This is a genomic window from Flectobacillus rivi, assembly GCF_030056655.1.
Taxonomy (GTDB): domain Bacteria; phylum Bacteroidota; class Bacteroidia; order Cytophagales; family Spirosomataceae; genus Flectobacillus; species Flectobacillus rivi.
In genome coordinates, this window is record NZ_JASHIE010000016.1 from 134685 (window position 1) to 156709 (window position 22025).

General features: G+C 38.4%; 13 protein-coding genes. 10 read left to right on the forward strand and 3 right to left on the reverse strand.

What is annotated here, in order from left to right; translation table 11 throughout:
- Nucleotides 1-22: 22 nt before the first annotated feature.
- The 9 genes from QM481_RS20695 (at nucleotide 23) to QM481_RS20735 (ending at nucleotide 14669) form a co-directional block, all read left to right on the forward strand.
- Nucleotides 23-796, forward strand: coding sequence for an NAD(P)-dependent oxidoreductase (locus QM481_RS20695; protein WP_283383146.1), 774 nt, complete (start codon nucleotides 23-25; stop codon nucleotides 794-796).
- Nucleotides 787-1863, forward strand: a complete 1077-nt coding sequence (locus QM481_RS20700) for a 4-oxalomesaconate tautomerase (RefSeq protein ID WP_283383147.1) — start codon at nucleotides 787-789, stop codon at nucleotides 1861-1863. The genes QM481_RS20695 and QM481_RS20700 overlap by 10 nt, the downstream gene beginning before the upstream one ends.
- A gap of 341 nt (nucleotides 1864-2204) precedes the next feature.
- Complete coding sequence (locus tag QM481_RS20705) at nucleotides 2205-3830, forward strand: sulfatase family protein (protein WP_283383148.1); 1626 nt, start codon at nucleotides 2205-2207, stop codon at nucleotides 3828-3830.
- A 427-nt stretch (nucleotides 3831-4257) separates the two neighbouring features.
- A complete protein-coding gene (locus tag QM481_RS20710; RefSeq protein ID WP_283383149.1) occupies nucleotides 4258-4929 on the forward strand; it encodes an RNA polymerase sigma-70 factor in 672 nt (223 codons plus the stop codon).
- A 30-nt stretch (nucleotides 4930-4959) separates the two neighbouring features.
- Nucleotides 4960-5955 (forward strand): FecR family protein, encoded by a 996-nt coding sequence (locus tag QM481_RS20715; protein ID WP_283383150.1) that lies wholly within the window; start codon nucleotides 4960-4962, stop codon nucleotides 5953-5955.
- A 31-nt stretch (nucleotides 5956-5986) separates the two neighbouring features.
- The gene (locus QM481_RS20720) at nucleotides 5987-9517 is read left to right on the forward strand and encodes a SusC/RagA family TonB-linked outer membrane protein (protein WP_283383151.1); all 3531 of its coding nucleotides are present in this window, start codon (nucleotides 5987-5989) and stop codon (nucleotides 9515-9517) included.
- A 30-nt stretch (nucleotides 9518-9547) separates the two neighbouring features.
- Nucleotides 9548-11173 (forward strand): RagB/SusD family nutrient uptake outer membrane protein, encoded by a 1626-nt coding sequence (locus tag QM481_RS20725; protein ID WP_283383152.1) that lies wholly within the window; start codon nucleotides 9548-9550, stop codon nucleotides 11171-11173.
- Between the two features lie 130 nt (nucleotides 11174-11303).
- The gene (locus QM481_RS20730; protein ID WP_283383153.1) at nucleotides 11304-13226 is read left to right on the forward strand and encodes a heparinase II/III domain-containing protein; all 1923 of its coding nucleotides are present in this window, start codon (nucleotides 11304-11306) and stop codon (nucleotides 13224-13226) included.
- A gap of 279 nt (nucleotides 13227-13505) precedes the next feature.
- The gene (locus tag QM481_RS20735) at nucleotides 13506-14669 is read left to right on the forward strand and encodes a glycoside hydrolase family protein (RefSeq protein WP_283383154.1); all 1164 of its coding nucleotides are present in this window, start codon (nucleotides 13506-13508) and stop codon (nucleotides 14667-14669) included.
- Between the two features lie 283 nt (nucleotides 14670-14952).
- Here QM481_RS20735 and QM481_RS20740 read toward each other — a convergent pair whose 3' ends face one another.
- Nucleotides 14953-15852 (reverse strand): NAD(P)/FAD-dependent oxidoreductase, encoded by a 900-nt coding sequence (locus QM481_RS20740; RefSeq protein ID WP_283383155.1) that lies wholly within the window; start codon nucleotides 15850-15852, stop codon nucleotides 14953-14955.
- Nucleotides 15853-16132: 280 nt separating this feature from the next.
- Between QM481_RS20740 and QM481_RS20745 the strand changes: the two genes are divergently transcribed.
- Entirely contained in the window at nucleotides 16133-16615 is a 483-nt protein-coding gene (locus QM481_RS20745) for a Fur family transcriptional regulator (RefSeq protein WP_283383156.1), read from the forward strand.
- A 118-nt stretch (nucleotides 16616-16733) separates the two neighbouring features.
- Here the strand turns inward: QM481_RS20745 and QM481_RS20750 are convergent, their stop codons facing one another.
- Together QM481_RS20750 and QM481_RS20755 are read right to left on the reverse strand one after the other, a co-directional pair.
- A complete protein-coding gene (locus QM481_RS20750; RefSeq protein WP_283383157.1) occupies nucleotides 16734-20057 on the reverse strand; it encodes a VCBS repeat-containing protein in 3324 nt (1107 codons plus the stop codon).
- Between the two features lie 320 nt (nucleotides 20058-20377).
- A complete protein-coding gene (locus tag QM481_RS20755; RefSeq protein ID WP_283383158.1) occupies nucleotides 20378-22015 on the reverse strand; it encodes a RagB/SusD family nutrient uptake outer membrane protein in 1638 nt (545 codons plus the stop codon).
- Nucleotides 22016-22025 lie beyond the last annotated feature (10 nt).

Genomic DNA, 22025 nt, shown 5'->3' on the forward strand with positions numbered 1-22025 from the left:
GAAGTTTTAAATTAAGAATTTTATGAAAATAGCCATATTAGGTTTAGGCGAGGCTGGAGCCCGCTTTGCCAATGATTTAGCAGAAAAAGGACATCAAATCTGGGGTTACGACCCTGAGCCGAGATACAAATTACATCCTGATATTCAGTTAGTTGAAGGTAACGCAGAGGCCGCTAGCTATGCGGACTTGATATTGAGTGTTAACTTGTCTTCTACCTCTATCGAAATCGCTCAAGAAATAGCGACGGTTGCAAAACCTCATCAGTTTTTTTGTGAAATGAATACCTCAGGACCACAAAAGAAAATCGCTATTGCCAAAATTCTAGCACCAACTCAAATCAAAGTTATCGATTTGGCAATAATGGCGCCTGTTCCTCCCAAAGGTATCTTAACGCCTTTTCTAGCTGCGGGAGAATATGCTTCGGAGTTTTTGGAATTTGTAAAGCCTTTGGCTCTAAATATTTCTTTAGTTGAAAATAGTACCATTGGTGATGCTGCAACTCGAAAACTGCTTCGCTCTATTGTTTACAAAGGCATAGCAGCTGTTATTTGTGAGGCAATGGAAGCTGGTGAAGCCTTCGGGATGGAAGCCTACATCAGAGGACAAATTAGTTCGCTGGTTGGTGGTAATGACGAACTTATCGACCGATTCGTGGAAGGAAGCCGTACACACGCTTTGCGTAGAATGCACGAAATGGAAGCCGTCATCGAAATGTTGGAAGACAAAGGAGTGGAACCAATTGTTACTCGTGGCACAAGAAACAACCTTGAAAAGCTCTTAAAATCATGCAGTTAGCCATTCCATATATGCACTTTCGAGGGGGAAGTTCAAAAGGGCTTTTTTTCTTGAAAAAAGATTTACCTGAAGATGAAAACCTTCGAAATCAGTATCTTATTGCAGCCATTGAAGGAACAACGCAAGGAGATAGTCGACAAATAGATGGTTTGGGAGGTGGTTCGTCATTGAGCAGTAAAATTGCCATTGTGAGTCCTTCGTCAGTTCCTGAGGCAGATTTAGACTACTTTTTTGTACAAGTTCAGATAGGTAAAGGTAAGGTTTCGACGCTCCAAACTTGTGGAAATATGTTAGCGGGCGTTCTGCCTTTTGCGATTGAGAGCGGAATTTTCAAAGCCAATTCTCCAACCACAAGCGCCAGAATAAATATGGTAAATACAGGTGGAATTTGTGAAGTGATAGTTCAAACACCTGATTATCAAGTACAATATAATGGAAATACCAAAATTGATGGTGTGGTTGGAACTTCAGCGCCAATTATTTGTAATTATTTAGAAACCGTTGGCGCTACCTGTGGTGCACTTTTGCCAACGGGTAATAACATCGATATAATCCATGGTATAGAGGCAACTTGTATAGACAATGGAATGCCTGTGGTAATCATGCGAGCATCGGACTTTGGGTTGAGCGGTTACGAAAGTATAGCAGAACTTGAAGCGAATGAGCCATTAAAACAAACGATTGAAGCTATTCGACTCGTTGCTGGTGAAAAGATGCAGCTCGGTGACGTAAGCCAGCAAACCATTCCTAAAATGTGTCTGATTGCTCCACCAATTCAGGGAGGTGTGTTACATACACGTATGTTCATTCCGCATGTGGTGCATGAAGCTATTGGCGTTTTGGCAGCCGTCTCGGTGGCGACAGCTTGTATTTTACCAAAGAGTATTACTCAACACACTGCTCATTATGCCGAAAATAGCTCGTTCTTTTCAGTCGAGCACCCTTCAGGTGAATTTACTGTAAATTTAGAATACTCAACTGAAAATCAAGAAGTTGATATTAAATCCTCAGGCGTTATTCGAACAGCAAGATTGATAAGCAAAGGAGAAGTTTATATTTCTATTTAAGCCCCCAAACATGAGTCATCCCGAATTTAGTGATTTAGTGATTTAGCGAGTGAGTGATTATGTAAAAATTTGTATTCTAGCAGTAGAGACGCAATGATTGCGTCTTAAGCTGAGTAAAATCATGCATAGTAGCATCAAAAAAGCGGAGAATAATCCCAATACTAAAAATTAAGGATGACTCATATTTTGTTTAATTCGGTATTACATTTGAGTCGTGAAAATCAGCAGCATGTTTTGGCTTTTTAGCTTAAAATATATAGGCATATTTAATTGTATCACTTTGAAACATTAAAGCGATTTTCTATTTTTAGACCCAATTTCAACCTTTTAACTATCTATCTATGAAAAAAATTTCCGTTATTCTACTAATACTAGTAGGTACAGTTAGTGTATTTGTGGCACTAAAACCGCATAAGCCCAAACGTCCGAATATTGTTTTTATCATGTCTGACGACCATGCTTATCAGGCGATTTCAGCTTATGATAAACGTCTCACAAGCACACCCAACATCGACAGAATCGCCAAAGATGGTATGCTTTTTACCAATGCTTGCGTAACTAACTCGATTTGTGCGCCTTCACGAGCAGTGATTTTAACAGGAAAACACAGTCATATCAACGGAAAGGTTGACAACTATTTTCCATTTGACACAACTAATATTACATTTCCTCAGTTATTACAAGCCAATGGTTATCAGACAGCTATGTTTGGAAAACTCCATTTTGGCAATAATCCAAAAGGCTTTGATGAATTCCAGATTTTGCCAGACCAAGGTAATTACTATAATCCTGACATCATTACCAAAAAAGAAGGTCCTAAAAAACTTATGGGTTATGTGACTGACCTTATCACAGATATTACGCTCAACTGGCTCAAAAATGAAAGAGATCCAGATAAACCTTTCTTTTTGGCATATTTGCACAAAGCTCCACACCGCGAATGGATTCCTGCCGAACGTCATTATAAAGAATTTATTCATAAAACTTTCCCAGAACCAAGTACCCTTTTCGATAATTACGAAGGACGTGGAAGTGCTGCCAAGGAAGCTGAAATGAATCTTCTTAAGCACATGAACTGGGCAGGAGACTCCAAGGTTTTCCCAGAAAATATGAAAAAATTGGGTATCAAAGAATCTCATTCTTATGATATTGCTTTGTACAATGCAACCGTTGGTCGCATGAATCCTGAACAAAGAAAGGTTTGGGACGACACTTACCGACCTATGAATGAAGAATTTATGAAGAAATACCCAAGCATGACTGAAAAAGAAAAAATGCAGTGGCGTTACCAGCGTTATATGCAAGATTATTTAGGTTGTATTGCTTCGGTGGATGAGGGCGTTGGAAAAGTTTTAGATTTCTTGAAGGAAAACGGTTTGGATGAAAATACAATTGTCGTTTATACTTCTGACCAAGGGTTTTACTTGGGCGAACATGGCTGGTTTGACAAACGATTTATTTTTGATGAATCTTTCAAAACTCCTTTAATCGTAAAATGGCCAGGAATCATCAAAGCAGGCTCTAAAAACTCTCAGATGGTTCAGAATCTTGACTTTGCGCAGACTTTCCTTGAAGCAGCGGGAATCAAACCTCCTTCAGATATGCAAGGTGAAAGTCTGATTCCTATCTTTAAAGGACAAGGCAAAAACTTTAGAGATGCCGCTTATTATCATTATTACGAATACCCAAGTGTGCACATGGTAAAGCGTCATTATGGTATTGTAACGGAACAATTTAAGCTTATCCACTTCTATTATGATGTAGATGAATGGGAATTATATGATAGAAGAAAAGATAAAAACGAGCTCAAAAATGTATATAATGACCCTGCTTATGCCAAAATCAAAGCAGATTTACATAAAAAACTAGCCCAATTACGTATCAAATACAAAGACTCAGAAGAGCTAGACAAAATGTATATTGCCAAATACAAAGAACTGGAAAAGAGTGGAAAAATCTTCCGATAGCGGATTTGGGATCAGGACTGTACGAAGGATTATAAAAACCATTTATTTCGGATATCGGATGTTGGATTTCGGAAGTGTAAACTTCTATATTTTGTAAAAAATAAAGGTATTTTACTTTATTTCCGAAATCAGAAATCCCAAATCCGCAATAGTTAGAATTCCTTCGTAAAGTTCTGATTTGGGATTGTTGATTTCGGGATTTTGGATAGCTATACTTCCGCAATCAAAAATCCAACATCCCAAATTAATGCTTTTTACACAGGTGCTGGATACTTATTCAGCACCTTTTTTATGGTATAATTTCCAATATCAATCCTAAAAAATTAGATATAAAATACTTTTTCTTAAAATTTTTAAAAAAATCTCATTTTTCACTACGTAGTTTTTACACCATTTTTGTCTTTACAGTATAATAGCATCAAAATGTGTGAAAGACTTTACTATGATTCGTCAAGAACCTAAATCTATAACTACTGAAAATGATAATCCTGCTTTGGAATTTGTAGAGCCACAACCAGAAACAGAGGGGAGAATTATTGATGGAGCTGAACTGGCGGCAAAGCTTGCTTTTCAGACGCATCCACAAAAAGGTTGTGAAATACTTTTTGGGATGTATTATCGAGCGCTTTGCTCACACGCCATCAGGTACGTATATATCAAAGAGGTAGCCGAGGATATTGTCAGTGATGTCTTTTGTAATTTCTGGAAAACTCAGGCTTACCAATCGGTCACAACATCTTATCGTGCCTATTTGTTTAGAGCGGTTCGCAACAGAGCCCTGAATTATCTGGCTAATGAGTTTAAGCAAAGTGATTCGCTTGAGAAAGTTTACCATCTTGAAGGTGCCGAACTTCCAGAGCAAATTATGCAATATGAAGAGCTACACCAGAAAATTGAACTGATAATCAATACATTACCTAAGCAGTGTCAAAGAGTTTTTTTGATGAATCGCTTTGAAGGTAAAAAGGCTAAAGAAATTGCCGACGAGCTTGATATTTCACATCGCACTGTCGAAACACATATTCACAAAGCAATACAAGCCCTGAAGTTTGGCCTCAAAGACCTATTTTTATGGATTAGTCTATACTTTTTATTTTAAAAACCTGATAAACAAACACGTTGAAAAATTATGGAATCTGTAGTGAATAGACATATACTTTTTGAGCATTTTGCAGGGAAAAGTTCGCCTCTGCAAAAGCAACATATAGAAGAATGGCTCAAAAAAACGCAAAACCAAGAATTGTTTTATTTATGGTTGTTAGAATGGGAGACGCAACATCCTCAATACAATCCATCTGTAGAAAAACGCCTCCAAGATTTTAAACAAATCATGGAACAAACCGACCATGATGTCATTACTGCTATAGATAATGAAACAGAGGACAAAAGCAATATATGGTTCAAAATCAGCCAAATAGCAGCAGCATGTTTGATGATTGCTTTAGGTTCTTGGTATTTTAGAGACCATTTTCAATATCAAATTTATGAGACGAACTTTGGTCAAGTGGATAAAATTCAATTGGTCGATGGCACCATGGTTACACTCAATGCCAATTCAACTTTGAAAGTCCCAAGATTTGGATTTGGCACTAAAAACAGAGAAGTGGAGCTAATTGGAGAAGCTGTATTTTCGGTTACTCATACACCTGACAATCAAAAGTTTATCGTAAAAACACAACGTAATTTTGAAGTGGTGGTATTAGGTACAGAATTTAGTGTTTTTAGTCGAGAAAGAGGCGCAAAAGTAATGCTCAATAAAGGAAAAGTAAGATTAGAATATCAAGAAAACAAAGTCAAAAAAGAAATCACCATGCGTCCTGGCGAGTTGGTCAAGCTTGATATTCGAAATCATGTACAAAAAGATACCGCCAAAACCTTTGACCCTATTATTGCATGGCAACAAAACAGATTGATTTTTGAAGATACCAACCTGTTTGAGTTTACTCAAATTATGGAAGAAAATTATGGCGTAAAAGTAAAATTACAAAGTGATTCCTTGGCTAAAAAAACCCTTGTAGGTTCTTATAAAGCCCAAAATGCAGAAGAATTGCTAAATACCATTGTAGAATTATTAGACCTCAAATTATCCAAAACAGGAAATACTTTCGTGCTTTCTGAGAAGTAAAATATTCCATTACCTTCTAAATAAATTTTCTATGAATCTAGCTTTACCAGCAATACTCAAAGCCAGCGTGTTACTCAGCACAATGGCTTTGGGTGGACAGCCGTGTAATGCTCAAGTATTTGCTATGGCACAAAAAAATATCTTGAGCAGAACTAAAACTGAGCAACATTTGACAAGCAACACCCAAAAACTCAGAGAGGTGCTCGGACAATTAAAAAATCACTATCGTGTCGACATTTTGTTTGAAGGAGGGACAATCGAAAAAGTAACCGTCAATCAACAAGTAGTAGACTGGAATCAAAAAATCGAAAACAATCTCGAAAGACTCTTAGAATCCACAAAATTAAAGTACAAAAAGTCAAAATCAGGTGCCTATTTGATTGTTGAAAAATTTCCTTCACCATCATCAGACACCAAGAACAGTTCAACAAAAGAAGATTTTTTACCTAAAATTATTTCCTCAGAACATCCCGTTGTACTCAATACCAATGCTCCGATGCTTTCACCAGCGCAATTGCAAGTGGTGATGGAACAAAGCGTATCGGGAAAAGTAACCGACGAAAAAGGCGAACCACTAGCAGGAGTAAATATCGCTCTAAAAGGTACTACACGAGGTGTGAATTCTGATGGGGCTGGTCGTTTCAAAATCAATGTACCCAATAGTGGTGCGGTATTGGTCTTCTCTTTTGTAGGATTTGTGAGTAAAGAAGTAGCGGTAGGTTCTCAAAGTATTATCAACGTAATACTCGAATCGGACAACAAATCACTTGATGAAGTGGTTGTGGTAGGTTATGGTACTCAAAAGAAGGCGAATTTGACGGGAGCTGTTTCAACGATTGATTCAAAAGTTATCGAAAACCGTCCTGTATCAAACGTAGCTAATGCCTTGCAAGGTGTCACTTCTGGCTTGATTATCACTCGTGGTACTGGGCAACCAGGCAACGAAGGTATTGGTATTCAGATTCGTGGCGCTACTTCTGCCAATGGCAACGTAGATCCATTGGTACTAGTCGACGGCGTAACGGTTTCTAGTTTTACTTTACAAACCCTCAATCCCAACGATATCGAGAATATCAGTGTATTGAAAGATGCAGCCGCCGCAGCAATCTATGGTGCTCAAGCAGCAGGCGGCGTAATTTTGATTACTACTAAAAAAGGTAAATCAGGCAAAACTGTTTTTGATTATTCCAACCAAATCGGGGTAGACTGGGCACTAAACGTTCCTGAAAGGTTACCGCTTTTGGAAGAAGCGCTTTATGCCAATTTAGCTCGAAAAAATGCTAAAACTGGTCCTGAATATACTGACGATGATTTACAGCGTATCAGAGACGGCGTTCCTTATGTTGTAAACCCTTCTGACACAACAAGATATATTTTCTATAATCAAGAAGACCAAATCGGTCAAGTGGTTAGAAAATATACGCCTATGCAAACGCATAACTTCTCTGCAAGAGGTGGAAATGAAAAAACCAATTACTTGGTATCATTAGGCTATTACGGCAAACAAGGTTTGTTCAGAGTAGGTCCCGACCGTCTTGACCGTTACAACGTTCGTTTCAATTTAGGCTCACAACTGACCAAGCATATTTCTTTGGATTCACGTATTGCCTATACCAAGCAAGACCAACAAGCCTCATCGGCAAGTACCGACGGCGAGGGATTGGTATATCAGGTATATCGCTTGCGTACACGTTTCCCTATTTTTACACCAGAAGGAAGACTCAACGGTGGTGCAGGTTCGTCAGCTAACAATGCCTATGCCTTGCTAAAAGAAGGTGGATACAACAACATGGATAGAAATTTCTTTGATGGGGTATTTACTTTAGCTGCGAAAGACGTACTAAAAGGATTACAATTGCGTGCAGTATTAGGACAGCAATATCGCTTTGGAGAAAGAAGAAGATTTGCCCGTCAGGTAGAACTTTGGGGAAGATTTGCTCCAGTTTTTTACCTAAATAATCCTAACTCGTATGCCGTAACCAACGAATTTACCAATAATACCAACATTCAATTATTGGCAGATTATGACTTTAGCATCAAGAAAAACAAAATACATGTAATGGGTGGATACCAATGGGAAGACAGCCGTTTTACCTCTACCAGTACAACCTCATTGAGCCTAGTAAGTAATGACCAACCTACACTCAACCTTGGCGATGACAAAACCAAGAGCAACAGCGAAACCATCAACACCTATGCTTTTCAATCTTATTTTGGTCGCTTGAATTATAATTATGATGACAGAATCTTGTTTGAAGCAACTTTCCGTGCTGACGAAAGTTCGAGATTAGCACCAGGCAAACGCATTAAGTTTTTCCCTTCAACTTCTGTCGGATGGAATCTACACCATGAAAAATGGTTTAGTAATAACATCGGTCTATTCTCTGAATTTAAAGTAAGAGGCTCGTGGGGACAATTAGGAAATGCCTTGGGCATAGGCTTTTACGACTATCTCAATTTGCTGACCAGAGGTTCGAGTTTAGTTATGGGTAGTCCAGAATCCCGTACTTCGTATTTCTATCAAAGCGTAGTACCTTCTTCGGATTTATCATGGGAGACCATCGAAACAAGCAACGGAGGTTTGGATATTGGTTTATTGAAAAACAAACTTCAAATCAGCGGTGATTATTATGTAAAATATAATCGTAATATGCTGACGCCTTTGCAGTTACCAAGTACGTTTGGCGTAGGAACACCTAAAATCAACAACGGTGAATTGAAGTCATGGGGTTGGGAACTTGAGGTGAAATTTAGAGATAAAATCGGAGAACATTTTAACTACAACGTTGGATTTAACCTTTCGGACAACCAAAACAAACTCATGAGTTACGCAGGTCGTAGAGTATTGGGTGCTGGAACAGTTTCATTATTAGAAGGTTATCCACTCAATACGATTTGGGGTTATAAAACAGAAGGATATTTCCAAACAGACGACGAAGTAAAAACTCATGCTTTCCAAGATAGTCGCACAGGAGCAGGCGATGTCAAATATGTAGACCAAAATGGTGACGGAAAAATTACGGTAGGAAAAGGCACACCAGAGGACCCAGGTGATTTGGTCATGTTGGGAACTGACCAACCAAGATATGTATTTGGTTTAAATTTTGGTTTCCAATACAAATCTATTGATTTCACTGCCTTTATTCAAGGTGTTGGCGAGCGTTCATTTATGCCAAATAGTGAAGCACTTGAACCGCTTTCGCAATCTTGGAAACAGCCTTTGGCGGTACACCGCGACTATTGGACACCAGAAAATCCAAATGCAACTTTCCCTAGACCCTATTTGCAAGGAGGTTTTAGATACTTACCTTCCGACAAATGGATTATGAATGGACAATATGCACGTTTGAAAAATATTCAAATTGGCTACACTGTTCCGCCAAGCGTATTAAAGAAAATTGGTATCACACGTGCAAGAGTATTTGTGTCGGGTCAAGACGTGTATTCATTGACAAGATTGGGTGTATTTAACAATTATTTTAACCCAGAACAAAAGAATGGCTCACAAAACGATTATCCATTTTTTGGTACAATCACTGGTGGCTTGAACTTGTCATTCTAAACCCAAAAATTCTATATAACATTCTGGATTATGAAAAAGACTTTATTCAAACATATATCTTTGGCCATATTGCTCACAATGGGCTTAGGCTCTTGCGATGTCGACCGCATTCCCGAAACGCAACTCAGTGATCCAGCATTCTGGAAAACCGAAAGAGACTTACAAGGTGCTGCCAATTTCTTATATACTTACTTACCCGGCTTACCCAATACTGACGACAACTGGTCAGACGATACCTATGCACGTGCCCCCAACGGTATCAGTGACGGTTCACGTATTGCTCCAGCTACGGATGGAACATACAGCAGTTCGTATCAACTTATTAGAGCCGCCAATAATATCATCGAAAAAGCGCCCTTGGCACTCAACTCAGGTGTGACTCAGGCAACCGTAGACCGATACATTGCTGAAGCAAGATTCTTTAGAGCATGGGGATATTATACTCTATTCCAACGATATGGTGGTGTTCCATTGATTTTATCAGTTTTGAAAGAAAATTCTCCAGAGTTATTTGCCCCTGCGAACACTCGTGAGGAAGTAATACAAAGTATCTACAAAGATTTGGGTTTCGCAGCTGAAAAACTTCCAACGCCAACGCAACTAGGTACTGCCAATTATGGTAGACTTACCAAAACTGCCGCTTGGGCGCTCAAATCACGTGCAGCCCTATTTGAAGGAACACGTGCTAAGTTTCATGGATATGGCGATTACAAGGCACATTTAACGATTTCATTGGCTGCTTCAAAAGCCATTATCGATAGCAAAGAGCATGATTTATTTGCTAGCTATTATAATCTCTTTCAATTGGCAGGAGAAGGTCGTCAAAATCGTGAAAATATTTTGGTAAAACAGTATGGGGTAAGTACATCCGACATTGTTCTTACGCATACTGCGGCTCGTAACTTAGAAAATGGCTCGGCTAGTCCTACTCGTAACCTTGTAGATTCGTACTTGATGACTGACGGGTTGCCTATTGAAAAATCGCCCTTGTACAAAAAACCAACTATTTCTACAGAAGTATTCAGTAATAGAGACGAACGTCTGAGCTCAACTATCATGAAATCAGGTGATTCGTATATTGGAACAAATCCTATTTTCTCGGTATCTGTTTTGGCGTTTCAATTAACTGGATTTTTATCTAAAAAATATTTTAATACCGACGACTGGACTTTGCAGCGTTCTAATATCGATGGAGTTGTGATTCGTTATGCAGAAGTTTTACTAAATTATGCAGAAGCAAGTTATGAGCTTAATGAGTCTATTTCTGATGCTGATTTAGAATTGACTATCAATAAGTTGAGAACAAGAGGCAAAATTGCCAAGCTGACCAACACTTTTGTAAGTTCTAATGGTCTTTCCATGAGAAACGAAATTCGTCGTGAGCGCCATGTAGAGTTGGCAGTGGAAGGCTTCCGTTATTGGGATTTGATTCGTTGGAAAACGGCAGAAGTTGAATTAGTAAAACCTATCATTGGAAATTTCTTTTTCAAAAGTGAATTTGGTACGGCTACTGCGGTAAAACTCACTGCCGATAATTACATCTTGGTACAAGAAGCTACATTCCGTCGTTTCGACCCAGCAAAAGATTATTTGTGGCCTATTCCTATTAATGAATTAGCGCTCAATCCTAATCTTAAGCAAAATCCTAATTGGTAGGGTACGTACAATAGCTTTCGGTCATCGGCTATGAGCTTTCAGCCCTTTTGATTACCTTAATTTTTCAAAATAATCAGAAGCTGATAGCTCATGCCTCATGACTAAAAGTGATCCAATTTTAAAGCATACTATGATGTCCATACCTCGAATACTTATTTTTTTATTGTGTTTTGTCGTTAGTTCCAAAGCACAAATTACGCCTCGAAATATCTTTGGAAAAGGATATTCATTAGAGGCAGTCCAACAAAGTTTGGTTCCTCTCAACCAATGGCATCCTTATCCTCAAAACTCCTCCGAATGGAAGGCTCAAGTGCCAGATTCGGTATTACAAAAAATTATTAAAGACGGCGAAAAAGCTCTTAACTATAAATTTGAGCCTATTTCTGCAACGATTTCACTCGACTACGTACGTTCTGGTGACCGCAATCGTCATGGAAATATTTCTTTTGGTAAACGTAATAATCTTTTCCAATTATTATTAGCAGAAAGTATCGAAGATAAAGGTCGATTTATGGATGCTATTCTCAACGGTATCTGGTCTATTTGCGAAGAAAGTTATTGGGGCGTTCCTGCGCATATTGGTCATACAGGACTTCCTGATGTGACAAATCCTGTGGTTGATTTGTTTTCTGCCGAAACCGCTTCTGTTCTTGCTATTGCTGATTATTGGGTAGGGAAAAAATTAGATAAAATTAACCCATTGATTCGTAAAAGGATTTATCACGAAACCAATGTGCGTATTTTCAATCCTATGCTCAACAATCCAGAAAGATTTGGTTGGATGAGCAAAACTAAACCTGTCAACAACTGGAATCCTTGGATTATGTCCAATTGGATTATGAGTAATTTGCTCTTAGAAAAAGACGAAAGTCGCCGTGCCAAAATGCTATATGGCGCTATGATTGGGCTAGATTCTTATCTAAATAGCTTGGGAGAAGATGGCGGTTGCGACGAGGGTCCAAGTTACTGGTTTGCTGCGGGTGGTAGCGTTTTTGATGGATTAGAACTTATTCAAAGTGCTACACAAAATCGAGTAAATATTTACCAAAATGAGCTTATTAAAAAAATGGCGAATTATGTGTACAAAACGCATATTAGTGGTGAATATTTTGTCAATTTTGCGGATGCTGACCCAACCCTCAGACCAGATGGTTTGATGTTATATCGTTTCGGAAAAGCTATCCAAGAACCTCAATTACAACACTTTGGGGAATGGGCTTTTGCGAAATATCCACAAGTCAAAACTGAAGGATATCAGCGAATGCGTAGAATCCAAAATCTTTTGACAGTTGGTTCTATCAAAGCAAATGATACCGAATATCAGCCAGTCAACGAGGCTTGGATTAGTGATATTCAGGTGATGACAGCAAGAGATAATGCGGGTTTGTTTTTGGCAACACACGGTGGGCACAACGACGAAAGCCACAATCATAATGACGTGGGTGATTTCATTATTTATTACAAAGGAAAACCTATGATTATTGATGCTGGTCGTGGTAATTACACAGCCAGAACTTTCTCAAAGCAACGCTATGAACTTTGGTTTACACAGTCGCAGCATCATAATTTACCGATGATTAATGGGATTGGTCAAAAAGATGGACGAAGTTTTGAGGCACATGATGTGGTCTTTTTGAGTAACGAAAAAGAAATAGGTTTGACCATGAACATTGCTGGGGCATATCCCAAAGACGCTGGTATTCAAACTTGGAAAAGAGGGGTAAAACTTTTAAAACAAAAGCATCAAATTGAGATAAATGACGATTTTGTCTTATCTCAAAACCCTCAGTCTTTACAGCAAGTCCTGATGACGATCTGTCAAGTAGATACAAGTAAAGCGGGACAAATTATTTTTACCAACGACGATACACAATTAGTGGCTACCTACGACCCAAATCTCTTCAGCGTTAGTACTGATATGCCATCTACTGAAGGAATGGAATATGATAGTTTTAAAACAAAATGGGGTAAGAAGCTCGTTACAAGAATTTTACTAACACACAAAAAACCAAATACTAAAGGAAAGTATCAGTTAAAATTTGAAGGAAAGTAAGTAATCATGGAGAATTAGATTTAAGTGCTGTGTTGAAGGCACTAGGCAACAGGCACAAGGCAAAGAGGGGTAAAATGTTTTTAATCATCAAAGATCTGCTTTTTTCCAAAGCCCACCGCTGAAAGCTGATACCTGAAAGCCTAAAGTGTATCATTTTGATTATGAATTTATTATAATAACAAATATACTGTTAACGAATAACATCCTTTTACATAGCACTAACTTAAAAATCTCAACCTTAAGCATTCCTGTAACTGAATCAATAAATCTTTGTAAACTATGAAATTTGTAAAAACGATTATTCTTCTTGCTTGTACGCATTTGGCGATGAGTCAAATCAATGTCAAAAAAGAATTTGATTATGCTGCCAAACAATATGAAGGTATGTTGGTATCTCATCCAGATTTGACCAAGTTCCCGCAATCTACCAATCCCGACGGTTCGCCTCGTGATATGAAATCTGAATGGTGGTGTAGTGGTTTCTTTGGAGGCTCACTCTGGTATCTATACGAATACAATCATGACCCAAAATGGAAAGCTGCAGCCGAAAAATGGACAATGGCAGTAGCCAAAGAGCAATACAATACGGGTACGCACGACTTGGGTTTTATGCTATATTGTCCTTTTGGAAATGGATATCGTCTTACCAAAAATGAGGAATACAAAAACATTATGCTAACGGGTGCAAAGTCACTTTCAACACGATTTGACCCTAAAGTTGGCTTAATCAAATCTTGGAACAAATTTCAAGGAAAATATGAATACCCAGTTATCATCGACAATATGATGAACTTGGAGTTTTTGTTTTGGGCATCCAAAGTTTCGGGCGATAAATCATTTTATAATATCAGTACTGTTCACGCTGATAATACGTTGAAAAACCATTTCAGAGCTGATAATAGTAGCTATCATGTAATTTGCTACGGTCCGAACGGAGAAGTACAAGCGAAAAAAACACACCAAGGTGCTGCCGATGAGTCGGCTTGGGCACGTGGACAAGCATGGGGATTATATGGTTACACGGTGATGTATCGCGAAACAAAGGATCCTAAATACTTAGAGCAAGCGCATAAAATTGCGGCGTTTATTCTTCATAATCCTAACCTGCCAGCCGACAAAATTCCGTTTTGGGATTATAGCAAGCCGGGTGAAGAACGTGATGCTTCAGCAGGTGCTATTGCTTCTTCGGCCTTATTTGAACTGGCTAAATACTCAAAAGGAAAACAAAAAGCAGAATATTTGAGCAATGCCATCAAAATGCTAGAAACCCTTTCTTCTCCAGCATTTAAAGCAAAAATTGGAGAAAACAATCACTTTATCCTGATGCATAGCACTGGTCACAAACCAGGTAATTCGGAAGTGGATGTTCCATTGGTATATGCAGATTACTATTATTTGGAAGCACTTTTGAGATACAAGCAATTGAAAGCTTCTGGTAAGTAAAAGGAATTGTGAATTGTCCTTTAGGTCAGCGTCGTAGGTGCGAAAGAATATCAATTAAATTATATTGAGGTCTTTCGCACCTACGGCGCTCTTTTTAACAATCACAGCTATAACCCTCCTACCAAACTGTCGCTCCTACGGAGCTTTTTTCTATAATAATCACGAGCGGGGCTAAAATCTTATGCTAGTACTTACTACAATTCCCCACAGATGTTTATCTTGCCTCAATACATTAAACACCTTTTAGGCAAGAACATAGGTTTTAAATTCAACAAATCAATCTCTAGAATTCTTCCTCTATCAGCTCCTTGTTTACCATTGCTCCTGCTTTTGTACCTGTAGCGACAGCTACCGAAACCGAGCGCATCATACTGGTACTGTCTCCTACAGCATAAACACCACGAACCGAGGTTCTTTGCATCTCATCTACTTGTACATAACCCGATGGAAGCATATTACAACCTAAATCCTCTGCAAAACTAGTGGACTGTTGGAAAGGAACTCGAGCAAACACGGCATCGACTGACAACTCCATGCCCTCACTCAGTTTAATATACGTCACTTGTCCTTCTGAATGATTATACTCTTTTATCGTGTTTTCAATCACACGAATCCCTTTTGAAAGCAACTTGCTTGCTTGTTCATCCGAAAGGGTACTCTTCCCATCAGTCAACAAAACAATATTGCTTGACCACTGATAGATCAATTTAGCAAAATCATATCCGATATCGCCATTACCCACCACGGCAATCTGCTGATTTTGGACTTCATAACCGTGACAATATGGACAATGCAAAATGCTTTTTCCCCAACAGTCCTCAAATCCTTTTATCTCAGGAAATACATCTTTAATGCCTGTAGCAAGTATAATTTTCTTCGCAAAAAAGGAATCATTTAATGTCTTAGCCTCAAATCCGTCTTCAGTCTTTGATACTGTTAATACCTTATCCTCTTTCAAATCTACAGTTGGATATGCCAATACTTGTGATTTTGCTTTTTGATAAATATGGTAAGGCGTTTCGCCGTCTTGCGTAATAAAATTATGAGAATGTGGCGTGTATCTATTGCAAGGTTTTCCATGATCTACCACCAGTACTTTCCGTAAAGAACGCCCCAAAGCCATGGCAGAAGATAGCCCTGAGTAGCTCCCTCCTATTATTATTACATCGTATTGATTTACCATTTTCATATTTGTTTATTGTTAGTTCTAAAATTGCAACAATGTTGCAATAAATAAAATTCACATTTTTGTAAATTTTATTTAGATTAATTAAAAATAAGAAATTATATTTGCTCAGTAATTACTCATGAACATTACAGGATAGGCTCTCGGATAATACGCAGAGAGGTATTTTTCTGAGAGTATAATTAATCGGTGAATTCAGAAATCTAGAGCTATGGGTATATCTCTAATAGCTCTAGTATTTTTTGATACCATTTACACTTTGTTGACTAAAAACAAGATGGATTCGACGACTAGAGAGGAATTTATAAAAGCAAAAAGGCATCTAGATACAGAAGTTATAAGAAGAAATTTTCGGAAATCAACCGAGCGATATAAGTTATTGGAAGAGTTATACAAATTCCATGACCATTTTATGGCAGAAGAATTTTATTTACATCTCATTCAAAACAATTTTCAAGTGAGTATGGCAACTGTTTATAACAACTTGGTATTTTTTGAAGAAGTTGGATTAGTATTAAAACACCAATTTGGTAAAGGACAGGCGGCACGTTACGAAAGAGCTTTAGGTCGAAAACAACATTGTCATTTGATTTGCATTAGGTGTAATCAAATTTTTGAATTTTGTGATCCACGTATTCACCATATTCAAACCACTGTCGAAGAGCATTTTGGTGCAACCGTCACAGGACATTCGCTTACGTTATATGGTGAGTGTAATCGAGAAGAGTGCAGGAATTCGTACCCTGTTATAGAAGCGTAAAAGTGCTTTTCGATAATATCATTTTCCAATAATTTTCTCAAAACACAATCAACATAAATCCGCTTTCCTGCTTTTTGTAGTCCCTACAAAAAGCAGGAAAGCGCTAATAATCAATTGATCAATACTTTAAAACACTTAATTTATCTGCATTTCTAGGCATCAAAAATGCGGAAGAAGCACCCAATTTAATCGGATAAATCCCACGAATATCTCCTTCTAACAATAATTTTATTTGGCTATTGGGTAAAGCGACAAAAGACCCTTTTCCATTTCCTACTAAAACTAGCCCTTTATTGGCATCGCTCTTTCCTAATTGAATTTTCCAAGGATAAAAGTTTCCTGCTAGAAGCAAATCTTTCTTTCCGTCTTTATTAAAATCTTGAACTATAATACCTGATATCCAAGAGTTTTGAGCTGCAATAGGCAGGCTATTCGCTGTAAATTTTCCTTGATTATTGATAAATAGCGTTGTTCTTAACTCCTGTACCAGAAGCTCTTTGCTATTTTTTCGTTGTTCGTCAGACAGTATTTCTTTGAGCGTTGCCTGCGAATAATCTTTATACTTCAAGAATTTCTTTTTAATGCTTGGCATTTGGTACGAAAATTCATCCAAGGTAGCTAAAGGATAGCTTTTACCTTGAATAAAATAGTTGATAACAGGCTCAATCGTTCCGTTTTGGTCAAAATCCCCATAAGTTAAGGTCATTGGCTCTTTTTGAGAAGCCCTGAACTGGGTATTGAGTCCTAAATTTCCTGCCAGAATATCGATATCTCCATCATTATCAATATCATCAACCACGATTTTTTGCCACATACCTTGAGAGTTTTCTAGTCCATATTGTGCTGTAGCATTCTGCAATTGTCCTTTATGGTTTTCGAAAACGGTAATAGCCATAAACTCACCAGCGACTATCAAATCAGGCCAACCGTCTTTATTAATATCACTCCAAACTGCGGTATTTACAAGTCCAGGCTGGCGCAAAGACATTTCCTTTTGCTCGGAGGCATAAACAAATTTTATCTGACCATTGGCACTTTGATTTTTGAGTAAATACGAAAAATCAGCCTCTGGATAACTTCCTGGCATGGAGCGACCACCCACAAATAAATCTAAATCCCCGTCTTTATCATAGTCTGCAGCTGCAACACAACTTCCATTACTTGTTAAATCAGGCAGTGCATTTGGTGCAGGACTAAAATTACCCTTACCATCATTGGTAAAAATCACATCCTGATAATCCGAAGCGTGCGAAGGTTGGTTGGTGTTTCCTCGTGCAATAAATAAATCCAAATCTTTGTCGCCATCGGCATCAAACAGACATAAACCCATATCGGTATATAAGCCGAGCGAATTCCAAGGTTGCGCATTTGAAGCCTTAAAAGTTTGATTCGGTTGTTGAACATACAAAATCGCAGGTTTTAAATAATTGCCTCCCACGATTACATCCTCAAGTCCGTCACCATTCACATCGCCACTAGCTAAAAAAGGCCCTAGCTTTGAGAGCTGGTAGGGCAGTAAAATTTGCTGTTTGAAATCAACTTGTGGGATATTCTGATGAGTGTAATTCAACCCAGCTTTGTCAGTAAAATCGACAAACATTGCTGGGGTTTCAGGCAGAGAAAAAACGCCCTCAATAGCTTGGCTGTTATTTATTTTTAAAAGCTGATTAGCCTTTACCGAAGACATTTTAGTTACTTTTCCATCAGTCCAATACACTTCGAGTGCAGTAATCAATGAGTCTTTTCCTAAACCAAAATGAACGATAGGTTCGGCACAACTCTGAAAACCTTGAGCAGGAAATAGTGTTTGAGTTTGCACTCCTGAAGCTGTATGTAAAACAATCTTAGCTCCAAATCCATACGTATTCTTCTGATTTTGTGAAAGTTGTATTCTCACATAATGATTTGACGCCTGTTGCTGTTCACGATTTTCATATACCAAGGCAGGCTGATTAGAGTTATTGATGACCAAATCTAAATCTCCGTCATTGTCCAAATCTGCATAAGCCGCCCCCGTACTAATAGAGGGATTTGATAAACCCCATTCCTCTGTAACATTTTTGAAAGATATATCCTGTCCATCTCCTTGGTTCGAAAATCCATAATTACTCACTAGCGTTTGAGACATTTGCTGAATCAATTGCCAAGTATTCAGTTTTTGACCAGTAGCTTGTGCTTTTTGATTTTCTTCTTCATAAGTAAATTTCAAAAAGTCGAGATTCGTAAAATCTTTTAAATAACCATTCGTAATATACAAATCCTTACGACCATCATTGTCAAAGTCGCCTGCCAAAGGACACCAACTCCAATCGGTATTTGAAACTCCAGCCAATTGCCCCACCTCACTAAATACTGGAATGCCATTTGCTGTATTTCCTTGATTGATATGCAGCATATTTCTCATATTTTGATGATAAAAGCCACTTTCAAGCAACAACTGGTACCTGTCATATTCGTCGGGTCCTTTCAATAATTTCTGTCGCTCGTTAGATTCTGGCAACATATCGAGCGTAATCAAATCGCTACGAAGGTCATTGTTTAAATCTACGATATTAGAGCCCATCGAAAACTTCGATAAATGTCCAAAGCTTTCTTCGGTAACTTCATTAAAATGACCATTTTTTTGGTTGATATACAAAAAGTCTTGCTCATCATAATCGTTGGTCACATACAAATCACACCAACCATCGTTGTTGACATCGCCCATGGCTACGCTCAAACCAAAGTTTAGTCCGCTTCCATCAATACCTGATTCTTTACTCACATCATTAAAATGTCCATTATCATTACGATAAAGGCGATTCCCAAATTTATTGTGACGAGTATTACGCAGTTTTTGGGTATTGAAAACTGAATTAAAAAACATATCGGCGTGATTGACCATAAACATATCCAAATCGCCATCGTTGTCCATATCAAAAAAAGCGACTTGGGTAGTATATGTTCCTGGTGCATCTAAACCGTATTCTTTGGCAGATTCTTTAAAAACAGGTATTCCATTTTGGTTTACTTGGTTGATATACAACTCATTACGACGGTCTTCATCGGTTCCAGTTCCTGAGTAGCATACATAAATATCTAGTTTGCCATCGGCGTTTACATCCGCCATAGATACACCTGTTTTCCAGCGCTTGCGACCATTTACGCCTGCCTTTTGGGTAATATCTTCAAAATGAAAAGAAGCATTTTCGGATTTGCCTTTATTGAGATATAGCTTGTTTTCAACCATATTTCCTGTAAAATAAACATCCGCCAAACCATCGCCATTGACATCGCCAATGGCTACCCCACCACCGTTGTAAAAATATTGGTATTCGAGTACATTATTTTGGGCATCTTCTACTACCTCATTGACAAAAGAAACTCCTGAGTCTTTGGCATCGACCGCCTTGAACAAAGTTTCCTTTTTGTTGGAAGAACATGCTATTAGAAGTGGTAACAAGCAGAGGGAGAGATATTTGTACATTGAATGTAATAGTGAGGATGAAACAACTTTTGTGTTGAAAACTAATATAAAACTTAATTTAAAAAATTTATCGGGCGAAAAGCTTCGCCCGATAAACTGAATCCCAATGATTTTCCTAATCTTAACAATTGTTACGCTTCAGGCTGTAGGCATTAGGCAAGCACAGCCTACAGCCTTATGCTTATAGCCTCTAGCGAATAAGATATATACTTGAGTATTAGCGCTGAAATATGAATATAGAGATTTAATTATCAATACCTTAAATACTTCATTCACAATTCAACACTCAAACTCGATTACCAGCCTGCAATTTGCTTCGCTGCTGGGTTTTTATCTACTTCACTTTGTGGAATTGGCAATACATAAAGCTTTGAAGGGAATCCTCTATTCTCGAACGCATAGCGAGTATAGGTAATCGTATTGCCCGATTTTGTCATTTTAACACCATACAACGAACCATTCAACAAGCTTTCAGCAATTTTCCATCTACGAATATCAAAGAAACGGTGCTCTTCAAAAGCCAATTCGATTCTACGCTCGTTGCGGATTTTAGCACGCATTTGGTCTTTTGAAAGTCCTGCCTCTAGGTCTGGCATACCTGCTCTTTTACGAATAGCGTTGATTGCACTATATACCGAAGCATCTGGACCAGAAGCCTCATTTTTAGCTTCAGCATAGTTTAATAAAACTTCTGCATAACGGATAAAAATCCAATCTTGGTCGCTACTTTTTGTATAAAGCACATATTGCTCTTCGTGGAATTTGCGTAGGATATAACCCGTCTTGGTATCTTCAGCTCTACCCGTCACATCGGCGCCACCTGCATAAAGCTCCATTACACGCCCACGGAACGTAGAACCATTGTGTACAACAGTTGCCTCAAAACGTGGGTCAAGGTTTGTCCATGGTTCAGATGCTTTGTACAATGGCGATGTGGCCTGAGATTTACCATCGATCATGTCATAAGAATCCACAAAGTTTTGCGTTGGCACGTTACCACCCCAGCCAGCATCACTACCACCTCTAATGGATGGCGGAGAGTTCACTACATCGAAGCCATTGTTTACCCCAAAATGCACTTTATCAGGCGCTTGGAATTTTTTCGCAAAAATAATCTCGCTATTGTTTTTGGTTAAAAACAAGGTTCTATAATCATTAAACAAGGTATAATCCGTATTGATTACTTTATTGGCAGCATCCGCCGCCGCCTGCCAACGACTAGCATACAATAACACACGACTTTTAAGGGCATTGGCAGCTCCTGAGGTAGCTCTACCTGCTTCGATAGCCCCTTTTTTGGGTAACAGAGATGCTGCTTTATCCAAATCAGCAATAATAAAATCTACCACCTCATCATATTTGGCACGAGGAATCTGGAAGTTATCACTCAATGTCAAACTTTTATTAATCAACGGAACGCCTGTAGGTTCGCTTCCTGTAGAAGGCATTCCATACAATCTTAGTAATTCATGATAAATAAACCCACGCAAGAAATATGCTTCGCCCATCAAGCGGTTACGCAAAGCTTCATCTTTTAGGCTACCAAGGTTTTCGAGCGCCATATTGGCCTTACGAACCAAACTGTAATAATCGCCCCAAGTTTCGCCCCAAGGTACATTCGAAGGCAAAAAGTTACCAGTCTGTAATTCATTGGAGTGCGTCCAAGGCATACCTACGTCGCCATCATCAGTTACACCATCCAATAAATAAAGTCCTTTGGCCCATCCCTGATAATTACGGTCAAAACCAGAAGGCATTTGTCCATAGATGGCATTGACAAACTGAACTGCCCCTTGTGGATCTGTCCAAACCGTTTCGCCAGTCAATGAGTCTTTAGGCACTTGGTTCAAAATATCAGATTCGCAACTAGCAATCAACGTAATACTTGTTAGCGTACAAACAAGTTGTAAAATTTTATATAATATTTTCTTCATCTTAATGTTT